This window comes from Streptomyces sp. DSM 40750 (genome assembly GCF_024612035.1).
Classification (GTDB): Bacteria; Actinomycetota; Actinomycetes; order Streptomycetales; family Streptomycetaceae; genus Streptomyces.
In genome coordinates this window covers 190813-211070 of sequence record NZ_CP102513.1, presented here as the reverse complement: position 1 = coordinate 211070, position 20258 = coordinate 190813, and the positions used below count along the sequence as shown (strand labels likewise).

General features: G+C 70.7%; 15 protein-coding genes and 5 pseudogenes. 12 read left to right on the top strand and 8 right to left on the bottom strand.

Features of this window, described 5'->3' with window-relative positions; genetic code table 11:
- Positions 1 to 46 precede the first annotated feature (46 nt).
- Positions 47 to 628: an Rv1733c family protein gene (locus JIX55_RS01025; RefSeq protein ID WP_257569178.1), complete on the bottom strand. Its 582-nt coding sequence runs from the start codon at positions 626 to 628 to the stop codon at positions 47 to 49.
- Between the two features lie 316 nt (positions 629 to 944).
- Here JIX55_RS01025 and JIX55_RS01020 point away from each other — a divergent pair, with 316 nt between their 5' ends.
- The gene (locus JIX55_RS01020; RefSeq protein ID WP_257561303.1) at positions 945 to 1946 is read left to right on the top strand and encodes an Acg family FMN-binding oxidoreductase; all 1002 of its coding nucleotides are present in this window, start codon (positions 945 to 947) and stop codon (positions 1944 to 1946) included.
- 16 nt (positions 1947 to 1962) lie between these two features.
- Here JIX55_RS01020 and JIX55_RS01015 read toward each other — a convergent pair whose 3' ends face one another.
- Positions 1963 to 2343, bottom strand: a complete 381-nt coding sequence (locus JIX55_RS01015) for an STAS domain-containing protein (RefSeq protein ID WP_257561302.1) — start codon at positions 2341 to 2343, stop codon at positions 1963 to 1965.
- 283 nt (positions 2344 to 2626) lie between these two features.
- Here JIX55_RS01015 and JIX55_RS01010 point away from each other — a divergent pair, with 283 nt between their 5' ends.
- The 6 genes and pseudogenes from JIX55_RS01010 to pflA all read left to right on the top strand — a co-directional run bounded on the left by JIX55_RS01010 (position 2627) and on the right by pflA (position 9173).
- Positions 2627 to 3067, top strand: coding sequence for a pyridoxamine 5'-phosphate oxidase family protein (locus JIX55_RS01010; protein ID WP_257569177.1), 441 nt, complete (start codon positions 2627 to 2629; stop codon positions 3065 to 3067).
- Between the two features lie 283 nt (positions 3068 to 3350).
- The gene (locus JIX55_RS01005; protein ID WP_257561301.1) at positions 3351 to 4181 is read left to right on the top strand and encodes a universal stress protein; all 831 of its coding nucleotides are present in this window, start codon (positions 3351 to 3353) and stop codon (positions 4179 to 4181) included.
- A 169-nt stretch (positions 4182 to 4350) separates the two neighbouring features.
- Positions 4351 to 5159: pseudogene (locus JIX55_RS01000) on the top strand (phosphoketolase); the annotation flags it as partial.
- A gap of 152 nt (positions 5160 to 5311) precedes the next feature.
- Positions 5312 to 5935 carry a DoxX family membrane protein gene (locus JIX55_RS00995; RefSeq protein ID WP_257561300.1) on the top strand — a complete coding sequence of 208 codons (624 nt, stop codon included), beginning with the start codon at positions 5312 to 5314 and terminating at the stop codon, positions 5933 to 5935.
- Between the two features lie 233 nt (positions 5936 to 6168).
- Positions 6169 to 8430 carry a formate C-acetyltransferase gene (pflB, locus tag JIX55_RS00990; RefSeq protein ID WP_257561299.1) on the top strand — a complete coding sequence of 754 codons (2262 nt, stop codon included), beginning with the start codon at positions 6169 to 6171 and terminating at the stop codon, positions 8428 to 8430.
- Positions 8431 to 8447: 17 nt separating this feature from the next.
- Positions 8448 to 9173 carry a pyruvate formate-lyase-activating protein gene (gene pflA / locus JIX55_RS00985; RefSeq protein ID WP_257569176.1) on the top strand — a complete coding sequence of 242 codons (726 nt, stop codon included), beginning with the start codon at positions 8448 to 8450 and terminating at the stop codon, positions 9171 to 9173.
- 184 nt (positions 9174 to 9357) lie between these two features.
- On the opposite strand, the gene JIX55_RS00980 is transcribed toward pflA, so the two are convergent.
- From JIX55_RS00980 to adhE, 4 genes and pseudogenes are all read right to left on the bottom strand, one after another.
- On the bottom strand, positions 9358 to 9738 hold the full coding sequence (locus JIX55_RS00980) for a hypothetical protein (protein WP_257569160.1): 381 nt from the start codon (positions 9736 to 9738) through the stop codon (positions 9358 to 9360).
- 106 nt (positions 9739 to 9844) lie between these two features.
- Positions 9845 to 10399, bottom strand: a pseudogene (locus JIX55_RS00975) (DUF4389 domain-containing protein); the annotation flags it as partial.
- 373 nt (positions 10400 to 10772) lie between these two features.
- A complete protein-coding gene (locus JIX55_RS00970; RefSeq protein ID WP_257561298.1) occupies positions 10773 to 11474 on the bottom strand; it encodes a hypothetical protein in 702 nt (233 codons plus the stop codon).
- A gap of 158 nt (positions 11475 to 11632) precedes the next feature.
- Complete coding sequence (gene adhE, locus JIX55_RS00965; protein ID WP_257561297.1) at positions 11633 to 14293, bottom strand: bifunctional acetaldehyde-CoA/alcohol dehydrogenase; 2661 nt, start codon at positions 14291 to 14293, stop codon at positions 11633 to 11635.
- Between the two features lie 351 nt (positions 14294 to 14644).
- Here adhE and JIX55_RS00960 point away from each other — a divergent pair.
- Positions 14645 to 14953, top strand: a pseudogene (locus tag JIX55_RS00960) (NAD(P)-binding domain-containing protein); the annotation flags it as partial.
- A 45-nt stretch (positions 14954 to 14998) separates the two neighbouring features.
- Positions 14999 to 15265: pseudogene (locus tag JIX55_RS00955) on the top strand (PTS sugar transporter subunit IIA); the annotation flags it as partial.
- Between the two features lie 266 nt (positions 15266 to 15531).
- Here JIX55_RS00955 and JIX55_RS00950 read toward each other — a convergent pair.
- Positions 15532 to 16257 (bottom strand): CBS domain-containing protein, encoded by a 726-nt coding sequence (locus JIX55_RS00950; protein WP_257569175.1) that lies wholly within the window; start codon positions 16255 to 16257, stop codon positions 15532 to 15534.
- Between the two features lie 1025 nt (positions 16258 to 17282).
- Between JIX55_RS00950 and JIX55_RS00945 the strand changes: the two genes are divergently transcribed.
- The gene (locus tag JIX55_RS00945; RefSeq protein ID WP_257561296.1) at positions 17283 to 18170 is read left to right on the top strand and encodes a universal stress protein; all 888 of its coding nucleotides are present in this window, start codon (positions 17283 to 17285) and stop codon (positions 18168 to 18170) included.
- 213 nt (positions 18171 to 18383) lie between these two features.
- Here the strand turns inward: JIX55_RS00945 and JIX55_RS00940 are convergent.
- Positions 18384 to 18539 (bottom strand): annotated as a pseudogene (locus tag JIX55_RS00940) (cation:proton antiporter); the annotation flags it as partial.
- 590 nt (positions 18540 to 19129) lie between these two features.
- Between JIX55_RS00940 and JIX55_RS00935 the strand changes: the two are divergent.
- The gene (locus JIX55_RS00935; protein ID WP_257561295.1) at positions 19130 to 20011 is read left to right on the top strand and encodes a universal stress protein; all 882 of its coding nucleotides are present in this window, start codon (positions 19130 to 19132) and stop codon (positions 20009 to 20011) included.
- Positions 20012 to 20013: 2 nt separating this feature from the next.
- The gene (locus JIX55_RS00930) at positions 20014 to 20214 is read left to right on the top strand and encodes a hypothetical protein (RefSeq protein WP_257561294.1); all 201 of its coding nucleotides are present in this window, start codon (positions 20014 to 20016) and stop codon (positions 20212 to 20214) included.
- The last annotated feature ends 44 nt before the right edge of the window (positions 20215 to 20258 follow it).

Genomic DNA, 20258 nt, shown 5'->3' with positions numbered 1-20258 from the left:
CGTGGCGTTCATGCGGCCTGGCCGCGGCTCCACAGCCGAGCGTGGATCATCCGGTGCTGTGGCTCCACTGCGGACCGACCAGATCCCACTCCCTGCCCCACTGGTCGATGCGCCGCCGGTCGAGCCTCCACCGTGCGAGGGTTCCGGCGCCGAAGGCGAGGCCGGCGAAGGCGAGAGCGGCCGCGGTGGCCAGGGCGTCGGCTTCGACGGCTGCTTCCGTGGGAGTCGGCGGCTCGGCGGTGATCTCGCCTTGGCCGTCCGTCCAGACGACGATCCTGGATCCGGCCTTCAGCCCGGTGTCCACCAAGGTCTTGTCGGTGTGGGCGGAGCCGTCGGGATCTGTCCAGCGGACTGGCGCGGCGATCTTGTCGCTGGTGGTTCCGTCACCCGCCACGTTCCGCGGGACGTTGTTGAGGAGGACAGCGCGGACGGAATACCGCTCGGCGCGCTGCCGGGCGAACACCTCGTCGGCGGCGTGGGCCGTCACCAGGCCGGCGACGGTACCGCCCACCGCGGTGACCGCCCACACGGACAGCATGATCCACGCTTCGAGGATGTCGTAGCGCCGTCGGAGCGGGTTGTTCCGCCATCGCCAGAGCCGCTTCTTCGTACCCCTGCTGCCGTCCATCGGTCTGCCCTTCGTCCTCGTCGTGACGTTCACGAAGGTGACAGTCGGGAGCGAGCCGTGGCAGGGGCCGACCAGGCAGCACGGGAGGGCCGATTGGGGGCCAACTCGCCGCCGATGTTGGGCCGTTCAGTCCATACCTGCGGGGGGACTGGAGGACGGGACGTCACGGCTGCATTCCCGTACGCCGCTCAGGCGGTGAGGTGTGGCCCGTCCGGGCCCGGCGGCGGGACCATCGGCCCCTCACCGGGCCGTGGCCGGGCACTCACGCTCGGAGAACAGCACCCCCTGTCCTATGCCGACGCGTGAGGAGGGCATCATGCACAGCACATCCCTGGACTCCGTGATTCCGGAGACCTGCGTGTCGGCCGCGGTCGCCGCGCCCTCGATTCACAACACCCAGCCATGGTCGTTCCGCATGGATCCCGAGTCGGCCATGTTCCAGGTGCGCGCTGCCCCTGAACGCGGCCTGCGGCACACGGACCCGGCAGGTCGTGCCCTGCATCTTTCGGTGGGGGCGTGCCTCTTGAATCTCCGGGTCGCGATCGCGCACTCCGGATGGTCGCCGGTGAGGCGCCTGTTGCCCTCTCCGGAGGACCCCGGCCTACTCGCCATCGTTCGCCTGGCGGGGTCCGTTGCCCGGCGCCCGACGGGGCACCGGGCCGACCTGTATGAGGCGATCTGGCGCAGGCACAGCAGCCGCCTCCCGTTCTCGGGGCGGCCGCTGCCACCGGATCTGCGCAACGAACTCGGTGAAGCCGCCCGTGTGGAGGGGGCGCGGCTCTGGTTTCCCGACGCCGTCGAGACGGCACGCCTGCTCCGCCTGACCGCAGAGGCCGAGCGCCGCAACCGCGTCGACACCGACCGCGCCACGGAGAGCAGCCGCTGGGTGCACCGAGACCTGGAGCCGGGTCCCGATGTGGGCATGCCACGGGCGGTGCTCGGCCCCCAGGACGCACGCGAACACCTTCCCCTGCGGGACTTCACCGCGCAGCGGCACGCCGAGCGGCTGGTCGCCCGGCCGTTCGAGGCGACACCCATCGTTGCTGTGCTGATCACTGAGCACGACCGCCGCGCCGACTGGCTGCGGGCCGGACAAGCGCTCCAGCACGCGTGGCTCCTCGCCACGGCACACGGTCTGCGCGCCTCCCTCCTGCACCAGGCGCTGGAGTGGCCGGACCTGCGCCGTTCCCTGAGCCCGACGCCTGGGCGGACCGATCATGTGCAGATGCTCATCCGTCTCGGATACGGCCCCGAAGGCGCTGCGAGCCCACGGCGCACCCTGCGCATGGCGCTCGACGACGCGCCGGCGAGTCGCTAGCCCATCCGCCGGGTCATCAACCCGCGGCGGCAGCTTGCGGCGTATGGGCCAGGGCCGTGCCCAGGCTGGGGTGCAGCTCGAAGACACCTGCCAGGTCAACGGCGCGAAGGATCCGCCGGAAGAGCGCGCTGTCGGTGACCAGCCGGAGCCGGCCGTGCCGGGCCTCGGCTCGGTTCCGTGCCCGGCACAGGATCCCGAGGCCGGTGCAGTCGATGAAGGCCGTGACACGCAGGTCCAGGACCAGATCGGGGTGCTGGTCGGCGGTGAGGGCATCCAGCCGGGCCGCGAGGGACGGCGCAGTGAATATGTCGATCTCGCCGCGCAGCTCCACGACGGTGGTTTCACCGACGGTGCGTTCCGTGTGGTGAGGCGCGGACCTGGGGTCGTTCTCGGACATGGTCCGAGAAAACAGGGCAAGGCGAGGTGCGGGAAGGGCCGATCGGCCCTACCGCCCGGTTTTGCCGGATCTGCTGGGCCTGTCCGGCGGGGCGCAGCGGCCGACCGGGCCGCGGGCATCCGCAAACGCCGGACGGGCCGGACTCGCAGGCCCATCGATCGCGATGTGACACGGGTCGTTCTCCGGCATGGGCGGGACCGATGGCCCCTCATACCCGGGCCGCATCCAGCTCAGGATGGATGCAACGCAGTACCGCTGTACCAGGCGAAAGACGGGCTGGCTGATGTACCCCAACGACGGTTTCCGCGAACTCGGGCGGCAGGAGTGCCTGCGGCTGCTGGCCAAGGTGCCCATCGGCCGCATCGTCTTCACGCGCCGCGCCCTGCCCGCCGTGCTGCCGGTCAACTTCAGCCTGGACGGCGACGGCGCGGTCCTGCTGCGGACCTCCGCAGCCTCGGAACTGGTCCGCGCGATCGACGGCACGGTGGTCGCCCTTGAGGCGGACGAGGTCGACGCGGCCCGGCACTCCGGCTGGAGCGTCGTCGTCACCGGGTCGGCCACGGTGGTGACCGACCCGGCCGAATACGAACGCCTGGCCCGCACCGGCCCGGTCTCCTGGGTGCCCGCGCCGCAGGAGGTCTTCGTCCGTATCGAGTCCGAACTGGTCACCGGCCGTGAGCTCGTCGGTGGACGCACCCTGTACGGGGTGGACCTCACTGCCTGAAGGTCCTTCCTCCGTCTTCCCGCTTCTTTTCGTCCGGTTCTTTTCGTCCGGGCCCGGGCCCGGGCCCGGGCCCGGGCCCGGGGCCGTACGGCCCGACGGGACGGGGCCGTACGGCGTGCCGACGGGTTCCGTCGGCCTCTGCCCGCGACGCCCGCGGACGACGAGCATCTCCGTGGAGCCGCGACGGGATCGACGCCCGGCCGACCGGGCGTCGATCTTGTCACCGCCCTCGGCACCCCCGGGGGCTGCACACCCCGCGCACGGAACAGAAGGGAACAGGAAAATGACTGACCGCCATGTGGTCGTTGGAGTGGACGGTTCACTGGTCGCCGTACGGGCCTTGGACTGGGCCGCAGAGGAGGCGGCGCGCCGCGGCGCCGCGTTGCGCATCGTGTACGCCGTGGCCGACCGCGACGAGGCCGGGCCGGTTCTGGCGTCGGCCGCCTCGCGGGTCCACGAGCGTCATCCCGGTCTGCCGGTGGAGACCAGGGCCGTGGAGGGCGGCGCTGTGCGGGTGCTGGCAGGGGAGAGCGAGGGCGCGGTCCTCACCGTCGTGGGCACCCGGGGGTTCGGCGGTGTCTCCGGTCTGCTGGCCGGCTCGGTGAGCTGGCGCCTGGCCGCGCACGCGCACGGTCCGCTGCTGGTCGCCCGTGGGGATCACCCTCGCGACGAGGGGCGCGAGGTGCTGCTCGGCCTGGAGAGCGACGCCGATGAGGCCGCAGCCGCTTATGCCTTCCAGGAGGCATCCCGGCGTGGGGCCCGGCTGCGCGTCGTGCACTCCGCAACGCACCGGCACACCACGCCGGAACTGCCCTCGCTGGTAGCCGCGACGAGCCCCGGCCAGCAGCGCCAGGCCCGGAACGACCGGGCGGAAGAAGCCGTGCCGCGCTTCAGCGTCGCCCGACTGCGGGAGGAGTACCCCGAGGTCGAGGTCGACAGCCGCACGGTCCGCACCGGCCCGGCCCACGCCCTGCTGGCGGGTACCCGCGAGGCCGGCGTCGTGATCATCGGCACGCGCCGACGCGTGGGCCGGCTCGGTCCACCGCTCGGCCCGGTCGCGCATGTCCTGTTGCACCACTCCCACTGCCCCGTGGTGCTGGTGCCGACGACCTGAAGACGAGCACACCGGTAGAGCGGATGGCCCGGTCGGCCCTGTCGGGAGCCCCCCGGGTGGGGGAGGGGGAGGAGGTACGGACCCACACGCACCTCCGACCGACCCCCGACCCGGAAGGGACCTCATGATGTCCGTCGACACGCGGCAGGCGTCCACTCCTCTCCCGGACATCAAGTGGCTGCGCGTCACCCGCCGCCTGCCCTGGCGCGCCCCCATCGCCTCCCTCAACTACCTGCTGACCTCGCACGTCTGGCGCCAGGACCACAACGGCTGCTCCCACCAGGACCCCGGATTCGTCGACCACATCCTCAACAAGAGTCCTGAGGTCGTGCGGGTCTACCTGCCGCCGGACGCCAACACCCTCCTGTCGGTGGCGGTCACGCGCTGCGCAGCCGCGACTACGTCAACGTGATCGTGGCCGGCAAACAGCCCTGCTTCGACTGGCTGACCATGGAGCAGGCCAAGGTCCACTGTGCGCGGGGCGCCGGGATCTGGGAGTGGGCCGGCACGGAGAACGGCGATCGGGAGCCGGGCGAGGTGCTCGCGGCGGCCGGTGACGTCCCCACCCAGGAGGTGCCGGCCGCCGCCCGGCTGCTGCCCGCCGAGGAACACCCGCACGCGATGAGTGACTTCGAGTACGACAGCCTGTTCACCCCGAACAAGCCGGTCATCTTCGCCTAACACGGCAACCCCTGGCTGATCCACCGCCTCCCCAACCGCCGCACCGGCCACCAGAACCTGCATGTGCGCGGCTACAAGGAGATCGGCACCGCGACGACACCCTTCGACATGGTCGTCCGCAACGACCTCGACCGCTACCGCCTGGTCATGGGCGTCATCCACCGCGTCCCCGGCCTGGCGGTGCGCGCCGCAGCCGTACGACAGCGGATGGAGGACACACGGCTGCGTCACCACGGGTGGATCCGCGTCCATGGCACCGACCTGCCGGAGGTCGCCGACTGGTCCTGGGACGGCTGACCGATGCCAATGGGGCCCGGACAGCGGGCCGTTCGGCCCTCGGTCCGGGCCGTGCAGCCCCTCCGACGGGTGTTGACGACGCGGGACATTGAAGGTGCAACGAGAGTCGTCCAACATCTCGCGCGTCGCGCCCCTCGAAAGGGATGAGCATCATGGCAGTGCACGACCACCCCCACCGGCATCTGGGATTCCGCTTCCCGTCCCGGCACAGGGCGGGGACGGCTCCCGTCTCCGCCGACGAGACGACCGCCGGCGCGACGGCGACCCGGGCGTACGTGTTCGCAGGGCTCCGTCTCCTGACCGGGTTCGTCTTCCTGTGGGCGTTCCTGGACAAGACCTTCGGCTTCGGTTATGCGACCGGCTCCGGCAAGGGCTGGATCGACGGCGGCTCGCCCACCAAGGGCTTCCTCGGCGGTGTCGCCGTCGGCCCGATGGAGTCCACCTTCCACGACTGGGCCGGCGCCGCTTGGGCGGACTGGCTGTTCATGCTCGGCCTGCTCGGCATCGGCGTCGCCCTGATCGCGGGCATCGGGCTGCGGTTAGCCGCGGTCGCCGGCACCGTGATGATGGCCTTCATGTGGATCGCGGAGTGGCCGCCGGCCAAGCACCTCTCCGACGGCTCGGCGAGCATGTCGACCAACCCGTTCGCCGACTACCACCTCATCTACGCCATCGTCCTGATCGCCCTGGCGGTCGCGGGCGCCGGCGCCACCTGGGGACTGGGCAAGGCGTGGGCGCGGCTGCCGTTCGTCAGCCGCAACCGCTGGCTGCTCTGATGGCCGCATGCGGGTCAGACCGGGGCACCTCCATTCGTCGGCGGGGGTGCCCCGGTCGTTCGTGCGCCGGCGGCCAGGCTATGCCGGGCTCGGCCTGACCGGGCCCAACGGCCCGGCAGGCGAGGGACCGATGGCGCGCCCCGGGTACGCCGACAGGCCCTCCCCGCAGGCATCGCGAGCGACGAGCATCGAAAGCACAGAAGTTCACGCGCGGAGCGAGGGAGAGACCGGCGATGACGGCAACAGTGACAGCTGGAGCCCGGACGGCGACCGAGGCATGGCGAGGCTTCGCCGGCTTGCGCTGGCGGGACCACATCGACGTACGCGACTTCATCCAGGCCAACTACACGCCCTACGAAGGTGACTCGGCGTTCCTGGTCGGTCCGACCGAGCGCACCCTCACTGTCTGGCGCAAGGTCGCCGCTCACTTTCCCGATGAGCGGCGAAAGGGAATCTTCGACGTCGACCCGGGGACCCCGTCCACCATCACCTCGCACCGGCCGGGTTTCATCGACCGCGACCGCGAACTGATCGTCGGCCTGCAGACCGATGCCCCGCTGAGGCGGGCGATCATGCCCAACGGTGGGCTGCGGATGGTCGAGAACAGTCTGAAGGCGTACGGCTACAAGGCCGACCCCTTCGTCACACGCGTCTTCGGGACCTACCGCAAGACCCACAACGACGGTGTCTTCGACGCCTACACCCCCGAGATGCGGGCTGCCCGCAAGGCCGGGATCATCACCGGTCTGCCGGACGCCTACGGCCGTGGCCGGATCATCGGCGACTACCGGCGCGTCGCGCTGTACGGCACCGACCGGCTCATCGAGTCCAAGCGGGCTGAGCGTGCGCTGCTGGACGCGTCGGCCTCGAGTCCGGATGTCATCCGTGACCGTGAGGAACTGGCCGAGCAGATACGGGCGTTGGGTGAACTGACGGAGATGGCGGCCTCGTACGGCTGCGACGTCTCCCGCCCCGCCGCCACTGCCCACGAGGCGGTGCAGTGGCTCTACTTCGGCTTCCTGGCGGCGGTGAAGGAGCAGAACGGCGCCGCGATGTCGCTGGGCCGCACCTCCACGTTCCTGGACGTCTACGTGCAGCGGGATCTCGACGAGGGGACCCTCGACGAGTCGCGGGCCCAGGAACTGGTCGACGATTTCGTGATCAAGCTGCGGATCGTGCGGTTCCTGCGCACGCCGGAGTACGACGCGCTGTTCTCCGGCGACCCGACCTGGGTGACGGAGTCCATCGGCGGTATCGGCGGCGACGGGCGCACGCTGGTCACCCGCACGTCTTTCCGCTTCCTGCAGACGCTCTACAACCTCGGCCCGGCCCCGGAGCCCAACCTGACCGTGTTGTGGTCGCCCGGGCTGCCGTCCGGGTTCAAGGAGTTCTGCGCCCAGGTGTCCATCGACACCAGCGCCGTGCAGTACGAGTCCGACGACCTGATGCGTCCGCGCACCGGCGACGACACCGCGATCGCCTGCTGCGTCTCCGCGATGACGGTGGGTCGGCAGATGCAGTTCTTCGGCGCCCGCGTCAACCTGGCCAAGGCGCTGTTGTACGCGATCAACGGCGGGCGGGATGAGATGACCGGCGAACAGGTCGCGCCCGAGGTCGCCGCTCTGACCAGCGATTACCTGGAGTACGAGGAGCTTTCGGCCGCGTACGACCGCATGCTGGACTGGTTGGCGCAGACGTACGTCAACACGCTCAATGTCATCCACTACATGCACGACAAGTACGCGTACGAGCGCATCGAGATGGCGTTGCACAACCACCCGGTGTACCGCTACATGGCCTGCGGGATCGCCGGGCTGTCGGTGGCCGCCGACAGCCTCTCCGCCGTCAGGTACGCCCGGGTGAAGGTGATCCGGGACGACACCGGCCTGGCCGTCGACTACGAGATCGAGGGTGACTTCCCGGCGTACGGCAACAACGACGACCGTGTCGACTCCATCGCGGTCGGCCTCGTGAAGTCCTTCATGTCCAAGGTCCGCCGCCATCCCACCTACCGGAACGCCGAGCACACACAGTCGGTGCTGACCATCACCTCGAATGTGGTGTACGGCAAGCACACGGGCAACACCCCTGACGGCCGCCGTGCCGGAGAGCCCTTCGCGCCCGGCGCCAACCCGATGAACGGGCGGGACCGGCACGGGGTGGCCGCCTCCGCGCTGTCGGTGGCGAAGCTGCCGTACGCGGAGGCCCGGGACGGCATCTCGCTGACGACCACGATCACCCCCGAGGGCCTGGGGCACGACCCGGCCGAGCGCGCCGGCCATCTGGTCGGAATCCTGGACGGGTACATGGCCTCCGGCGGTTTCCACATGAACGTGAACGTTCTGGACCGGGCGACGCTGGAGGACGCGATGGAACACCCGGAGAAGTACCCGGAGTTGACGGTCCGGGTCTCCGGGTACGCCGTCAACTTCGTCCGCCTGACGCGCGAGCAGCAGCTCGACGTGATCAGTCGCACCTTCCACGGATCGTTGTGAGCACCACGGTCGAGCCGATGACGGGCCGGGTCCACTCCTGGGACCTGTCCACGGGAGTGGACGGTCCCGGGACCCGGTTCGTGCTGTTCGTCAGCGGTTGCCCGCTGCGCTGCCTGTACTGCGCCAACCCGGACACCTGGCACATGCGCGACGGGAAACAGACCACCGTGGACAAGGTGATGGCCGAGATCGAGAAGTACCGGCCCTTCATCACCACCGCGGGCGGGGGAGTGACGCTCACCGGCGGCGAGGCGCTGCTGCAGCCCGCGTTCACGGCCGACATCTTCCGCCGTTGCAAGGAGCTCGGTCTGCACACCGCGCTCGACACCTCCGGCTTCCTCGGCGCCCGCGCGACCGACGAGCTTCTCGCCGACACCGACCTGGTTCTGCTGGACATCAAGTCCTTCGACGTCCGCACGTACCGGAAGTTGACCGGAGGGGGCCTCTCCCCGACCCTCAACTTCGCCACCCGCTTGGACCGGCTCGGCGTCCCTGTGTGGATCCGCTATGTCCTGGTGCCCGGCTGGACCGACGATCCGGTGGCCGTCGATGGGCTCGGTGCGTTCCTCGCCGGGCTGAGCAACGTCGACCGGGTGGACGTCCTGCCGTTCCACAGGCTCGGCGCCCACAAGTACGACGTGCTGGGGCTCCCCTTCCCGCTGCGCGACACACCCACGCCGGATCCGGGCCTGACGGAGCGGGTGCGCGAGCAGTTCCGGGAGCATGGGCTGCGGGCCCTTTGAACGAGTGGCCCGTCGCGGGTGAGCGAGCTGCACAAGCCCGAAGAACCCCGGCCGGGGTGATCCGGCCGGGGTTCTGAGCTGCTGCCGCGCTGAGAGCCTTGCCCAGGACGCTTCGGGCGAGGCAGGGCTGGGGGCCGTTGGCCATACGAGCCGTCACGGGGCGAATCGAAGGGCCTGCTCGTCCTCAGTGGACGGAGGCGGGCCAAGTGCACACCACGGCCACGATGACGCCCACGTCGAGCAGTACGCCGACGCTGAGCCACCGGTCGAACCACACCGCCTTGAGGACGAGCCCGCTCACGGCGGCGACGAGGGCCGCTGTGGGCCACCAGCCGCTGCTCGCGAGCGCCCCGGCGCCGGCGATCGCATAGACGATGGCTGTGTACCAGGCGATCGCCAGGGCTGTGGCTCGGGCAGGGGCGGGCGAGACGTGGGCGGCGGCCAGCGCCCACGAGTGTCCGGGGTCGAACGGGGCCGGCTTGGCGGGCCGCTGGGGCGCCGTCCAGACGCCGGGGTGCAGCAGCCCGTGCAGGATCAGGAACGCTGCGACCAGAGAGGCGGTCACGACAGCACCTCCGGTTCGCTCGGTTCCGTGCCCCCATGTCGAGCCGGAACGGCGGATACGTGTCGGTCATCAGCGCGGCATAGGCGGCGACCCGCAGCACCCACCGGTTGAGGCCGAGGATCAGGTCGAACAGACCCTTCGGGTACTTCTCGGTGAAGAGCAGTGTCACGGCAGCGATCACCGCCAGCACGGCGACGAGCCCGCCGTCCCACCAGCCCATGTGCCAGCCGCCCAGGAAGAAGCCGATGACGATGTAGTGCGGGATGGCCAGCAGCCACCACTTCACCAGCACCAGGCCGCGGGAGAGCCGTACGGGATAGACGATGTCCAGCCGCGCCGGGTAGTCGGGTTCCTCGCCCAGGCTGAATGGCGGATAGCGATCTGTGCCCAGAGCGCCGTACGAGTAGTAGGCGACCCGCCAGCTCCAGCGCATAACTCCGAGATTGAAGTCGAACAGGGACCGCGGATAGCGCTCGGTGAACAGGATGGCGAAGAACGCGATCACGCTCACCACGGTGAAGGCGATCCAGAGGAAGACCAGCACCACGTAGTGAGGGACGAGCAGGATCCACTTCACCAGCCACAGCCACCGGGACAGCGGCGTGTCGAGCACCGCGTTCACCTGGACCGGACGGTCCGTTGCTCCGGCAAGGGTTGTCATGGTGATCAACTCCTTCGGCCCGGCCGCCTGACCGGGCCCATGACCAGCGTGGCCACCGGCCAGGCCCCGCGAGGAGGGCCTGCCGGGGTCGTCCCGGAGGCCGATAGTCCCGGCTACGCCTCTTACCGGTATGTAAGGGGTAAGCACGACAGCGCTGGCCGCTCTCTGCCGCTCCACCGACAGACCGAACAGCAACTCCTCGCGGACCTCTCGCCAGCCGAACGCAGCAGCCTTCGCGACCTTCTCGATCGTGTCCATGTAAACGCCATCGCGATGCTCCGGCAACCGTGAGCAGCTACTCAGCAGGGCAAGGCCCCGCCTCGCCCGTCCGCCTGTGGTGGGCTTCGGCCACCCTGACCAGCGATTGCGATCCTCAACCTCCGATGGCACACGCTTTGATGCTCGGTGCTCGTGCCTGAGTGCGTGTTGTCGTCGTTGTGCCTTGCCTCGCCGCGATGACGATCCCGGCGTTCCACCCGGGCGCGCGCCCATGAGGAGGCAGATCGATCGTGTCCACGGGATGACCGCTGAGAGCGAGCAGCCAGGAGATCAGCGAGTTGGAGTTCCACATGTCGCCGACGCGCAGTTCGTCGCGTCCCCAGGTAACCGTCGGGAAGTCCGGGACGAGATCCAGCACCCGCTGCGCCCGCTCGGCATCCGTGCTCAGGCGCCGGGGACCGGCGACCGCCTCGGCGAGGTCCGGGATGATCCCGTTGCGCCATCGCCGGACCTCGTAGCGGAAGAGTCGCGACCGACCTAGCCACGGCAGCCCCACAGGGCCCTCGGTGACCACGCCGCGATCGGGTTCCATGGTGTGCCGCACCGGGGCCATCTCGATCACGTAGCGGTCGCCGCCGAGTTGGACCTGCAAGGCCGAGTGGTACAGGTCGAGCGCTTCACGGTGTTCGCGATGCGCGACGATCGACTCATAGAGGCGGCCGTTCCAGCGCACCAATCGCACCTCGCCGACGCCCAGGGGCAGCCAATACAGGTCCACGAAGGCACCGGTTCGCTCCGCGTGTACGCGAAGGTCCGAGGCAGTTTTCATGACCAGCCTCCGTTCAGGAGCCTTCACTGGGGTCCATTTCTGACGGTACGGGCCGAGAGGGATCCTCGTATGGGCCGATCAGCCCTGTGTGGGTCGCCGAAAGGCCCCGGACGGGTTGACGCTGGTCCGAGGCCCTGTGGCCGGCTGTGAGGCGCGGGCGCGCTCAATTCCACCCGCGATGGGGCCTACTCCCCGGCTATGCCGGCGGGACCGTAGTAAGCCCCTCGCATGATCTCCTGCATGTCGTCGAGCATGGGCATCCGCGGGTTGGCGGGCGCGCACTGGTCCTCGTAGGCGTTGAGTGCCTGCTGGGGCAGCGCGTCGAGGAAGGCGCGCTCGTCGACGCTGAGGGCCTGGAACGACGGCTCGATGCCCACGGCGTCGCGCAGGCGCTCAACGGCCCGGGCGAGCGACTCCACCCCGGCCTGCGGGGTGGCGGCGGGGAGGCCGAGGGCGCGGGCGATGTCCTGGTAGCGCTCGGGAGCCCGGTAGCTCTCGTACTTGGGCCAGCCGGTGAGCTTGGTCGGGACGGTGCCGTTGTAGCGGATGACGTGCGGCAGCAGAACCGCGTTGGTGCGGCCGTGCGCGATGTGGAAGGTGGCGCCGAGCGTGTGGGACATGGCGTGGACGATGCCGAGGAAGGCGTTGCCGAAGGCCATGCCCGCGATGGTGCCTGCGTTGTGCATCTTCTCCCGGGCCTCCGCGGAGCCCCCGCGGTCGTTCACCGCCGCTTCGAGGTGGTCGAAGATCAGCCGGATCGCGTGCAGCGCCAGCCCGTCGGTGAAGTCGCTGGCGTAGACGGACACGTACGCCTCGATGGCGTGGGTGAGGGCGTCGAAGCCGCTGTCGGCGGCCAGCGCCGGGGGCAGGGCGGTGGTGAGGAGGGGGTCGATGATGGCCACGCTCGGGGTGAGCGCGTAGTCGGCCAGCGGGTACTTCTTGCCCGTGGCCGGGTCGGAGATGACGGCGAACGGCGTGACCTCGGCGCCGGTGCCGGAGGTGGTGGGCACGCACACCAGGCGGGCCAGGCTGCCCAGTGTCGGAAAGCGGAAGGCGCGCTTGCGGATGTCGGAGAACTTGTGCCGCATGTCGGCGAAGTCGATGTCCGGGTGCTCGTAGAGCAGCCACATCACCTTCGCCGCGTCCATGGGCGAGCCGCCGCCGAGCGCGATGATCGTGTCCGGGCGGAAGTCCCGCATGAGGCGGGCACCGCGCTGCACGGAGTCGATGCTGGGTTCCGGTTCGACGTTGTCGATGATCTGCAGTGTCACGGGCCCCGGACGGCGCTTGAGGACGCGGTCGATGCGGTCGACGAAGCCGAGGCGGGTCATGGTCGCGTCGGTGACGATGGTGACGCGGTGGACGTCCGGCATGGAGGCGAGGTAGCCGATGGCCTGCGGTTCGAAATAGATCTTCGGTGGGACCTTGAACCACTGCATGTTGTTGCGGCGCGTGCCGATCCGCTTGACGTTCAGGAGCTGGGGGGCGGAGACGTTGTTGGACACCGACGTGCTGCCCCAGGAGCCGCAGCCCAGGGTGAGGGACGGCAGGAGGCTGTTGTAGACGCCGCCGATGGCGCCCTGCGAGGAGGGTGCGTTGACGATGATCCGCACGGTGTTGATGCGCTTGCCGTACGCCTCCGCCAGCGCGTGGTCCTCGGTGTGGACGACGGCGCTGTGGCCCTGGCCGTGGAAGGCGACCATGTCGGCGGCCAGGTCGAAGCCCTGCTGCTCGGAGCCGGCCCGCAGGACGGCGAGGACCGGGCAGAGCTTCTCGCGGGTCAGCGGCTCGTCCGGGCCGACGCGTTCGGCCTCGACCAGGATGACGGAGGTGCCCTCGGGCACGGTGAAGCCGGCCTGTTCGGCGATCCACGCCGGGCTCTGTCCCACGGCCGCGGCGTTGACCTTGGGCTCGCAGCCCGCGCCCGTCCGACCGGTGGGGAACAGGAACGTCTCCAGCTTCGCCTTCTCCTCGGCGGTCGCCAGGTGGGCGTGCAGGGTGCGGAACTCGGCCAGGGCTGCGTCGTAGATCTCGTCGTCCAGGATGACGGCCTGTTCGGAGGCGCAGATCATTCCGTTGTCGAACGACTTCGACAGCACGAGGTCGTTGACGGCGCGGCGCAGCTTGGCGCTCTTGTGGACGTAGGCGGGGACGTTGCCGGCGCCGACGCCCAGGGCGGGCTTGCCCGCGGAGTAGGCGGCCTTGACCATGGCGTTGCCGCCGGTGGCGAGGATCAGCGAGACGCCCGGGTGGCGCATGAGCGTGCCAGTCGCTTCTACCGACGGTGTCTCGATCCACTGGATGCAGTGCTCCGGCGCGCCCGCGGCGACGGCCGCGTCGCGCACGATGCGAGCGGCCTCGGCGCTGCAGCGCTGGGCCGAGGGGTGGAAGGCGAAGACGACCGGGTTGCGGGTCTTCAGCGCCATCAGTGCCTTGAAGATCGTGGTGGAGGTCGGGTTGGTGACCGGCGTGATCGCGCACACCACCCCCACCGGTTCGGCGATCTCGACCATGTCCTCGATGTCGTCGCGGGCGATGACGCCGACGGTCTTCATACGGCCCATGCTGTGGGTGACGTGCTCGCACGCGAACATGTTCTTGGCGGCCTTGTCCTCGAACAGGCCGCGACCGGTCTCCTCCACCGCCAGGCGGGCCAGGGCGGTGTGCTGGTCCAGGGCGGCGACCGACGCCTTCTTGACGATGTGGTCGACCTGCTCCTGGTCGTGGTCCTCGTAGTCGGCGAGCGCCTTGAGCCCGTTCGTGACCAGCCGGTCGACGGCGATCGCGGTCTCGGACGGCTCGCCGCCCGGGGCAGCGGCTCGGGTTCGGGCGTCCTGTCGGGTCATGGGGGTTGCGCCTCCATCGTCGAGGTCGTGGGCCGGAAGACCGGCGGCGTGCCGTGTGGGGAGCGGCACCGCGGGGGAGCGGCACCGCTTCCACTGCCACCGTCTCGCAGACGCGAGCCGCTACCCAGGCGTCAAAGGTCCCGGCCGGGGCCCGAGAGACCCGTATCGCCGGGGCCGGTCGGCCACCTGACGACGAGAAGTACCGGATCGCGTACCGGGCGGGGTTCACCAGCGCCTGTGAGCGCTGTGGTCGTCCCGGGGTGAGGGTGGGGGGGGTATGGATGTTCGCTTGGTCCTGGCGCCGTGTGGATCACAGCGAGATGTCTGTACCGCCGGAAAGGACCCGCACCCATGCGTTACGCAGTTCTCGGCACCGGCGTCGTCGGCCGGACGATCGCCGGCACACTCGACTCGCTCGGCCATGAGGCCGTCATCGGCACCCGAGACCCGCAGGCCGCCCTCGCCCGCACCGAGCCGGACGCCTATGGCAATCCGCCGTACTCGCAGTGGCAGGCCGAGCACCCGCAGGTCCGTCTGGCGACCTTCGCCGACGCCGCGACCCACGGTGAGGCGGTGGTGAACACCACCGCGGGCGTCAGCAGTCTGAAGGCCCTGCAGTCCGCCGGTGCCGCGAACCTGGCCGGCGAACTGGTCATCGACATCGCGAACCCCCTGGACTTCTCCCCCGAAGCCGGGGACGAGGCCGGGTCGGTCGGTCACCTCGACGGCTTCCTCGCCGACATCGCCGCCCGGAGGATCAGATGCCCACCGGCCTCGAGGGCGGGATCGGCATCCCGCACGCCCGCTCCGCCCACGTCACCCAGCCGAGCCTGGCCTTCGCGCGCAGCCCGCGGGGCGTGGACTTCGGCGCGCCGGACGGCCCGGCCGACCTGATCTTCATGATCGCCGCGCCGGACGGCGCCGACGACGCCCACCTGAGCATCCTCTCCGCACTGGCCAGACGCCTGACCCGGCCCTGGCCGGCCAGGCGCTCGGCGAGTGCGCGGACGGCTGCGCCCTTGTTCTCCGCCGTCAGGTCGAGGTCGATCAGTTGGGGATTGATGAGGGGGACAGCTGAGTCGGTCACGCGCTCTGCTCCTTGCGGATGGGGCTGTGCCGGATGGTTGGGCTGAGGTTCAGGGAGGTGGCGGTGGTGCGGGCGGCGCCGGGTGATGGGGACGCGCGAGCGGTCGTGGCTGCCGTACCAGCGGTGCGTCGCTGAAGCGGGCGCCACAGGACTACCGCTCGGGGAGCCAGTGGTGGGCGATCCGACGCGAGGGGTGTTTCTCGGGCGGGCGGGTGTCGTCGACGCGGAAGGTGAGACTGTTCATCACCCCCACCACGCCGTCCACCCGCCAGGTCAGCTGGACGGCCACCGGGATGTCGCTGCGGCGTTGCAGGCGTCCCTCCAGCGTGGCCGTCCCGTCGTGGACCGAGACGATGACGGTGTGGGGCGGCAGGCACATGGCGCTGGTCAGGACTTGGTCGATGATCTCCTGACGGATCTCCTCGTCGGTGCGAAGGAAGACCCGCAGCAGGTCACGGCGAGTGGCGATGCCGATCAGGCGGTCCTCCTCGTCCACCACGGGCAGCCGTTCGATGTGGTGACGCTCCATCACCCGTGCGGCGTCCGCGACGCGTTGCTCCGGGTGCACGGTGATCGCGGGGGTCGACATCAGCTGCCCGGCGGTCATGGCACGGGCCTTGGCAGCGGCGACACGTGCCTTCCGGCGCAGCGCCGGCAGCCGGAAGCGGCCTTCCTGGTCGCGTCGGGCCTGCGCCGCCTGCCGTCGGACCAGGTCGGTCTCGGAGATCACGCCGAGGACCTTGTCATCGGCGTCCACCACCGGCAGGCCGCTGATCCGGTGCCGGGCCAGCAACTGTGCCACCTCCTTGAACGGTGTCTCCTGGCGGACTTCGACGACCTCGGGAGTCATCACTTCGCCGACCTTGCAGGTCTTCACGGCCATTCCCTCCTCCACCGGTGCAAGCGGAGCGCGACCGGTTTCCCTTGCGTGCGACCCGCGCACACCGTCCCGTATCCCCGCTGGGCCATGTGCTCCTGCGGTGGGCATCGAGGGCCGGAACTCGCGGGTGAGGGCGGCCGGTCCGGTCGCCGCTGTCCCGTTGGACGGTCCCGGGTAGCCGGCCCCTCGATGCCCTTTCAGCCTCCCGCGCACCGGCTTGACGGGGCAGGGCCAACTGGTCCTGAGCTCCCGGGCCGAACTGCCCTCCTGTCGCCTGGACCTGGTCGGTGCCGAGACCGCCACGGCGAAGGCCGGAACGGCCGACCACCTGGCCGGGGTGGCCGGGCTGGGGGGAAGCGCAAACATCAGGTGGGCTCGACAGTTGCGCTCACCTCTGCCACGGCGCCGGCACCGGCTGAGGGCGCGGCGGCGATGCGGAACGACCACGGGTTGAACTCCGTGACGGCCGCCGGCCCCGCCAGACTGAGCCCGGGCTGTTCCGCGCTTTGCGGCGCCGAGTGCCGTAGACGCGGCCAGACGGCATCTGACCAAACGTGCACGAAGTCGAGGGCGGGATATCCGTTTGGTTTCGTCAGGTTGGTGTGGATTCTCCGGTGAGTTCTCGGCTCATTTTTTGGCCATCGCCCAGTGGATCATTGCCGGGACCGTCCGCCGTGTGGCGGGCGGTCCGCCGGTGCGGTGAGGCGGACGGTCGTGAAGCTGTCGGGGAGGAGGGCCCACTCGCTCGTCGCGGATCCTGATGGCGCGGTGCGCAGCTCCCGGCTGCTCCTCCGCGTCTGTACGGCCCTTCGCCAGAGCGGAGGGGGTAAGGCCCGACCCACGACGTCCGGTGGTCGGCGCGCCGGACAACCGGTACAGGACCGGCCGTCACCTGGGCACGTCGCCGCCGCAGGGGAGTGCCGGTCGGCCCTGGCAGTGGCGCCCCCAGGCCCCATGTGAAAGGGGAGTGGCGGGGTGAGTCTGGAGGGTGAGAGCTATGGCGTCTGGATGCGGGAGGCACGATGAGCGGTGTGGTGGTAGTCGGTGTGGACGGGTCGGCGTCGAGTCTCGCCGCGGTGGAGGCGGCGGCTCGGGAGGCGCGGTTGCGCGGGGTGGGGTTGCGGGTGGTGCACGCGTTCTTCTGGCCCGCGATGCACGTGCCTCTGGGCCCGTCACCGCTGGGCCCGCCCGAGGGCGGGATCCGGCACATGGCAGACCGTCTGGTGGCCGAGGCGGTCGAGCGTGCGCGAGCCGCGGCACCGGAGGTCGATGTCAGCCATGCCGTGGTGACCGGTGAGCCGCTGACGGTCCTGGAGGCGCAGTCGCGTGCGGCCGAGCTGGTCGTGGTCGGGTCCCGCGGCATGGGCGGGTTCGTCGGGCTGTTGGTCGGGTCGACCGCGGTGCACCTGGCGGCACACGGCCGGTGTCCGGTGCTGGTCGTGCGTGAGCAGCCGAGTGCGGAGGGCCCGATCGTGCTGGGCGTCGACGGATCGGCTGCGGGCGGGCATGCGATGGACTTCGCCTTCGCCGAGGCCGAGCTGCGGAAGGCGCCGCTGGTGGCACTGCACGCCTGGACCACGTGGAACGCGTCGCTGCCCGCACCGCAGGACGCGTCGACGCCGTACGCGAACCCGCCCGGCGCCCTGGCCGGGGAGGAGGAGCGCCTGCTGTCCGAGGCGCTCGCCGGCCGCCAGGAGCGTTACCCGGGTGTGGTGGTGGAGCACAGGGTGGTCCATGGCGGGACGCGGGAGGCGTTGATGGAAGCGAGCCAGTCCGCCCAGCTGGTGGTGGTCGGGGCCCGGGGGCGTGGCGGGTTCGCCGGGCTGCTGCTCGGCTCGGTCAGCCAGGCCCTGCTGCACCACGCTCACTGTCCGGTCGCGGTGGTGCGGGGAGCGGGTACGCAGCGCTGATCCCGTCCGGTACGAGGCTCGCCGCGTGTTCCGCTGTGCGGAAGGGCGGAGGGCCGGACAGGTGGGCGCGAAGCGGGTGCGGACGGGGCCGCAGACGGCGAGAAGCCTCACGTAGGTGGTGACCAGCGCAGCAAGGCGGCCCTGCCCGGGAGCGGCCAGGCCGATGATGACGACGGAGAACTCGCCGCGGGCGATGAGCGCGGTTCCGGCCCGCAGCCGGCCGCGGTGGCCCGCGCCCTCGCGTCCGGCGGCGTACCAGCCGGAGGCCAGCTCGGTGGCGGCCGTGACCACGGCCAGCGCCACGGCGGCGGGCAGCATCGGCAGCAGGTCACCCGGATCGACGGACAGGCCGAGGGCGAGGAAGAACACCGCGGCGAACAGGTCGCGCAACGGGCTGAGCACCGCCCGGGCCCGGTCGGCGGCGGCCGGGCACCTCGCGGGTCAGGTCGGCGAACCGCTCGGCGATGCGCAAGGCGCCGAGGATCTCGGCGAGGGTGTCGGCCTCCTGGCTGGTGAGCCGGAGGACCGAGTGGGCCTCGTCAGGGTCGTCGCAGGGGTACACCACCAGTTCGAAGTCGCCCGAGCGCTGGGCGACGACCCGATCCGGTCGCCCTCGTGGTTGACGAACTCGTACCGCAGCCCACTCCGGGCAGCAGCACCTCGTTGACGTCCATGTGGATCTCCCCGTCGTCACGCATCCGGATTTCCCGCGCGGGCCCGTGGTCCCGGCCGCCGTGCACAGGTCTTCGGCAGGCGTCGCGGGATACTCAAGCCCTCGTACCGCAGGTGTTCGATCCCGCGCGGCCGGTGATCAGTGTGCTGAGCACCCGTGGGGTACCCGACAGGGCCGAGTGGCCCCTCGGGACGGCCTGGTGGCCCCTGGGCGTACCAGGGTGGCCGCACCGAGGCTTGAAGCCGAAGGGCCGCGCGTCGGCGATGGCCCGGGACGGGAGTATCCAGTGAGTGATCCAGTGATCGTAGGCGTGGACGGTTCCGCCTCCAGCATCGGCGCGGTCGAGGCCGCGGCCCGTGAGGCGCACCTGCGCGGGGCGGGACTGCGGATCGTGCACGCCTTCGGTCATGGGCCCGGACACCTGCCGACCGGCGCACCACCGTGGAACCCTGCCGACCACGGCTTGGAGCCGATGGTGCGGGGGGCACTGGCCCGCGCCGAGGAACGGGCGCACGCGATCGCGCCGGACATCGAGATCATGCGGTCGGTGGTGGCCGGGGAGGCGCTTGAGGTGCTGGAGATCGAGTCGCGGTCGGCGTCGCTGGCGGTGGTCGGCAGCCGGGGCCTGGGCAGCTTCGCCGGGCTACTGCTGGGCTCGACGGCGGTGCATCTTGCCGCCCACGGTCGCTGCCCTCTGATGGTGGTGCGGGGCCGCCCCGATCCGGCCGGCCCAGTGGTACTGGCTGTGGACGGCTCCGAAGCCGGCGAGGCGGCGGTGGAGTTCGCGTTCGCCGAGGCCGCCCTGCGCAAGGTGCCGCTGGTGGCCGTACACGTGTGGAACACGTGGAGCGAGCGCGCCTACGAAGGCCCCGGCGACCCCCTGACCGCCGTGGTGGCGGACGCCGACCGTCTCCTCGAGGCCGAGCAGCACCTGCTGGACGAGACGGTGGCCTCCTGGCAGAAGGTCCATCCCCAGGTCGAGGTGGAGCGGCGCCTGGTGCGTTCCCGGATCCGCCCGGCCCTGATCGACGCCAGTCGCGGCGCCCAACTGGTGGTGGTCGGTGCCCGGGGCCGGGGCGGCTTCGCCGGCCTGCTGCTCGGCTCGGTCAGCCAGGCCCTGCTGCATCACGCCCACTGCCCCGTCACCGTCGTGCGCGGCAAGGAATGACCGTGCCTCAGCAGACCACGGCCGGAAACCACACTCCGCCGGTACAGACGCCCCCGCAGCCGGACGCCTACCGACGCGGCGCCGCCGAAGCGGCGGACCTGCTCGACGTGGCCCCGGCCACGGGCCTGACCACGGCGGACGCCGAGCAGCGGACCGCCGCCTGGGGCGCCGACGAACTGGCCGAACCGGCCCGCCGGCCGTAGTGGCTGCGCCTGCTGGACCAGTTCCGCAGCTGGCTGACGGCATC

Coding starts and splice junctions, on each gene's coding strand:
- pflB (WP_257561299.1), top strand. CDS start 6,169: ATGACGGCAACAGTGACAGCTGGAGCCCGGACGGCGACCGAGGCATGG.
- pflA (WP_257569176.1), top strand. CDS start 8,448: ATGACGGGCCGGGTCCACTCCTGGGACCTGTCCACGGGAGTGGACGGT.
- JIX55_RS01025 (WP_257569178.1), bottom strand. CDS start 628: ATGGACGGCAGCAGGGGTACGAAGAAGCGGCTCTGGCGATGGCGGAAC.
- JIX55_RS00945 (WP_257561296.1), top strand. CDS start 17,283: ATGAGCGGTGTGGTGGTAGTCGGTGTGGACGGGTCGGCGTCGAGTCTC.
- JIX55_RS00995 (WP_257561300.1), top strand. CDS start 5,312: ATGGCAGTGCACGACCACCCCCACCGGCATCTGGGATTCCGCTTCCCG.
- JIX55_RS01015 (WP_257561302.1), bottom strand. CDS start 2,343: ATGTCCGAGAACGACCCCAGGTCCGCGCCTCACCACACGGAACGCACC.
- JIX55_RS01005 (WP_257561301.1), top strand. CDS start 3,351: ATGACTGACCGCCATGTGGTCGTTGGAGTGGACGGTTCACTGGTCGCC.
- adhE (WP_257561297.1), bottom strand. CDS start 14,293: ATGACCCGACAGGACGCCCGAACCCGAGCCGCTGCCCCGGGCGGCGAG.
- JIX55_RS01020 (WP_257561303.1), top strand. CDS start 945: ATGCACAGCACATCCCTGGACTCCGTGATTCCGGAGACCTGCGTGTCG.
- JIX55_RS01010 (WP_257569177.1), top strand. CDS start 2,627: ATGTACCCCAACGACGGTTTCCGCGAACTCGGGCGGCAGGAGTGCCTG.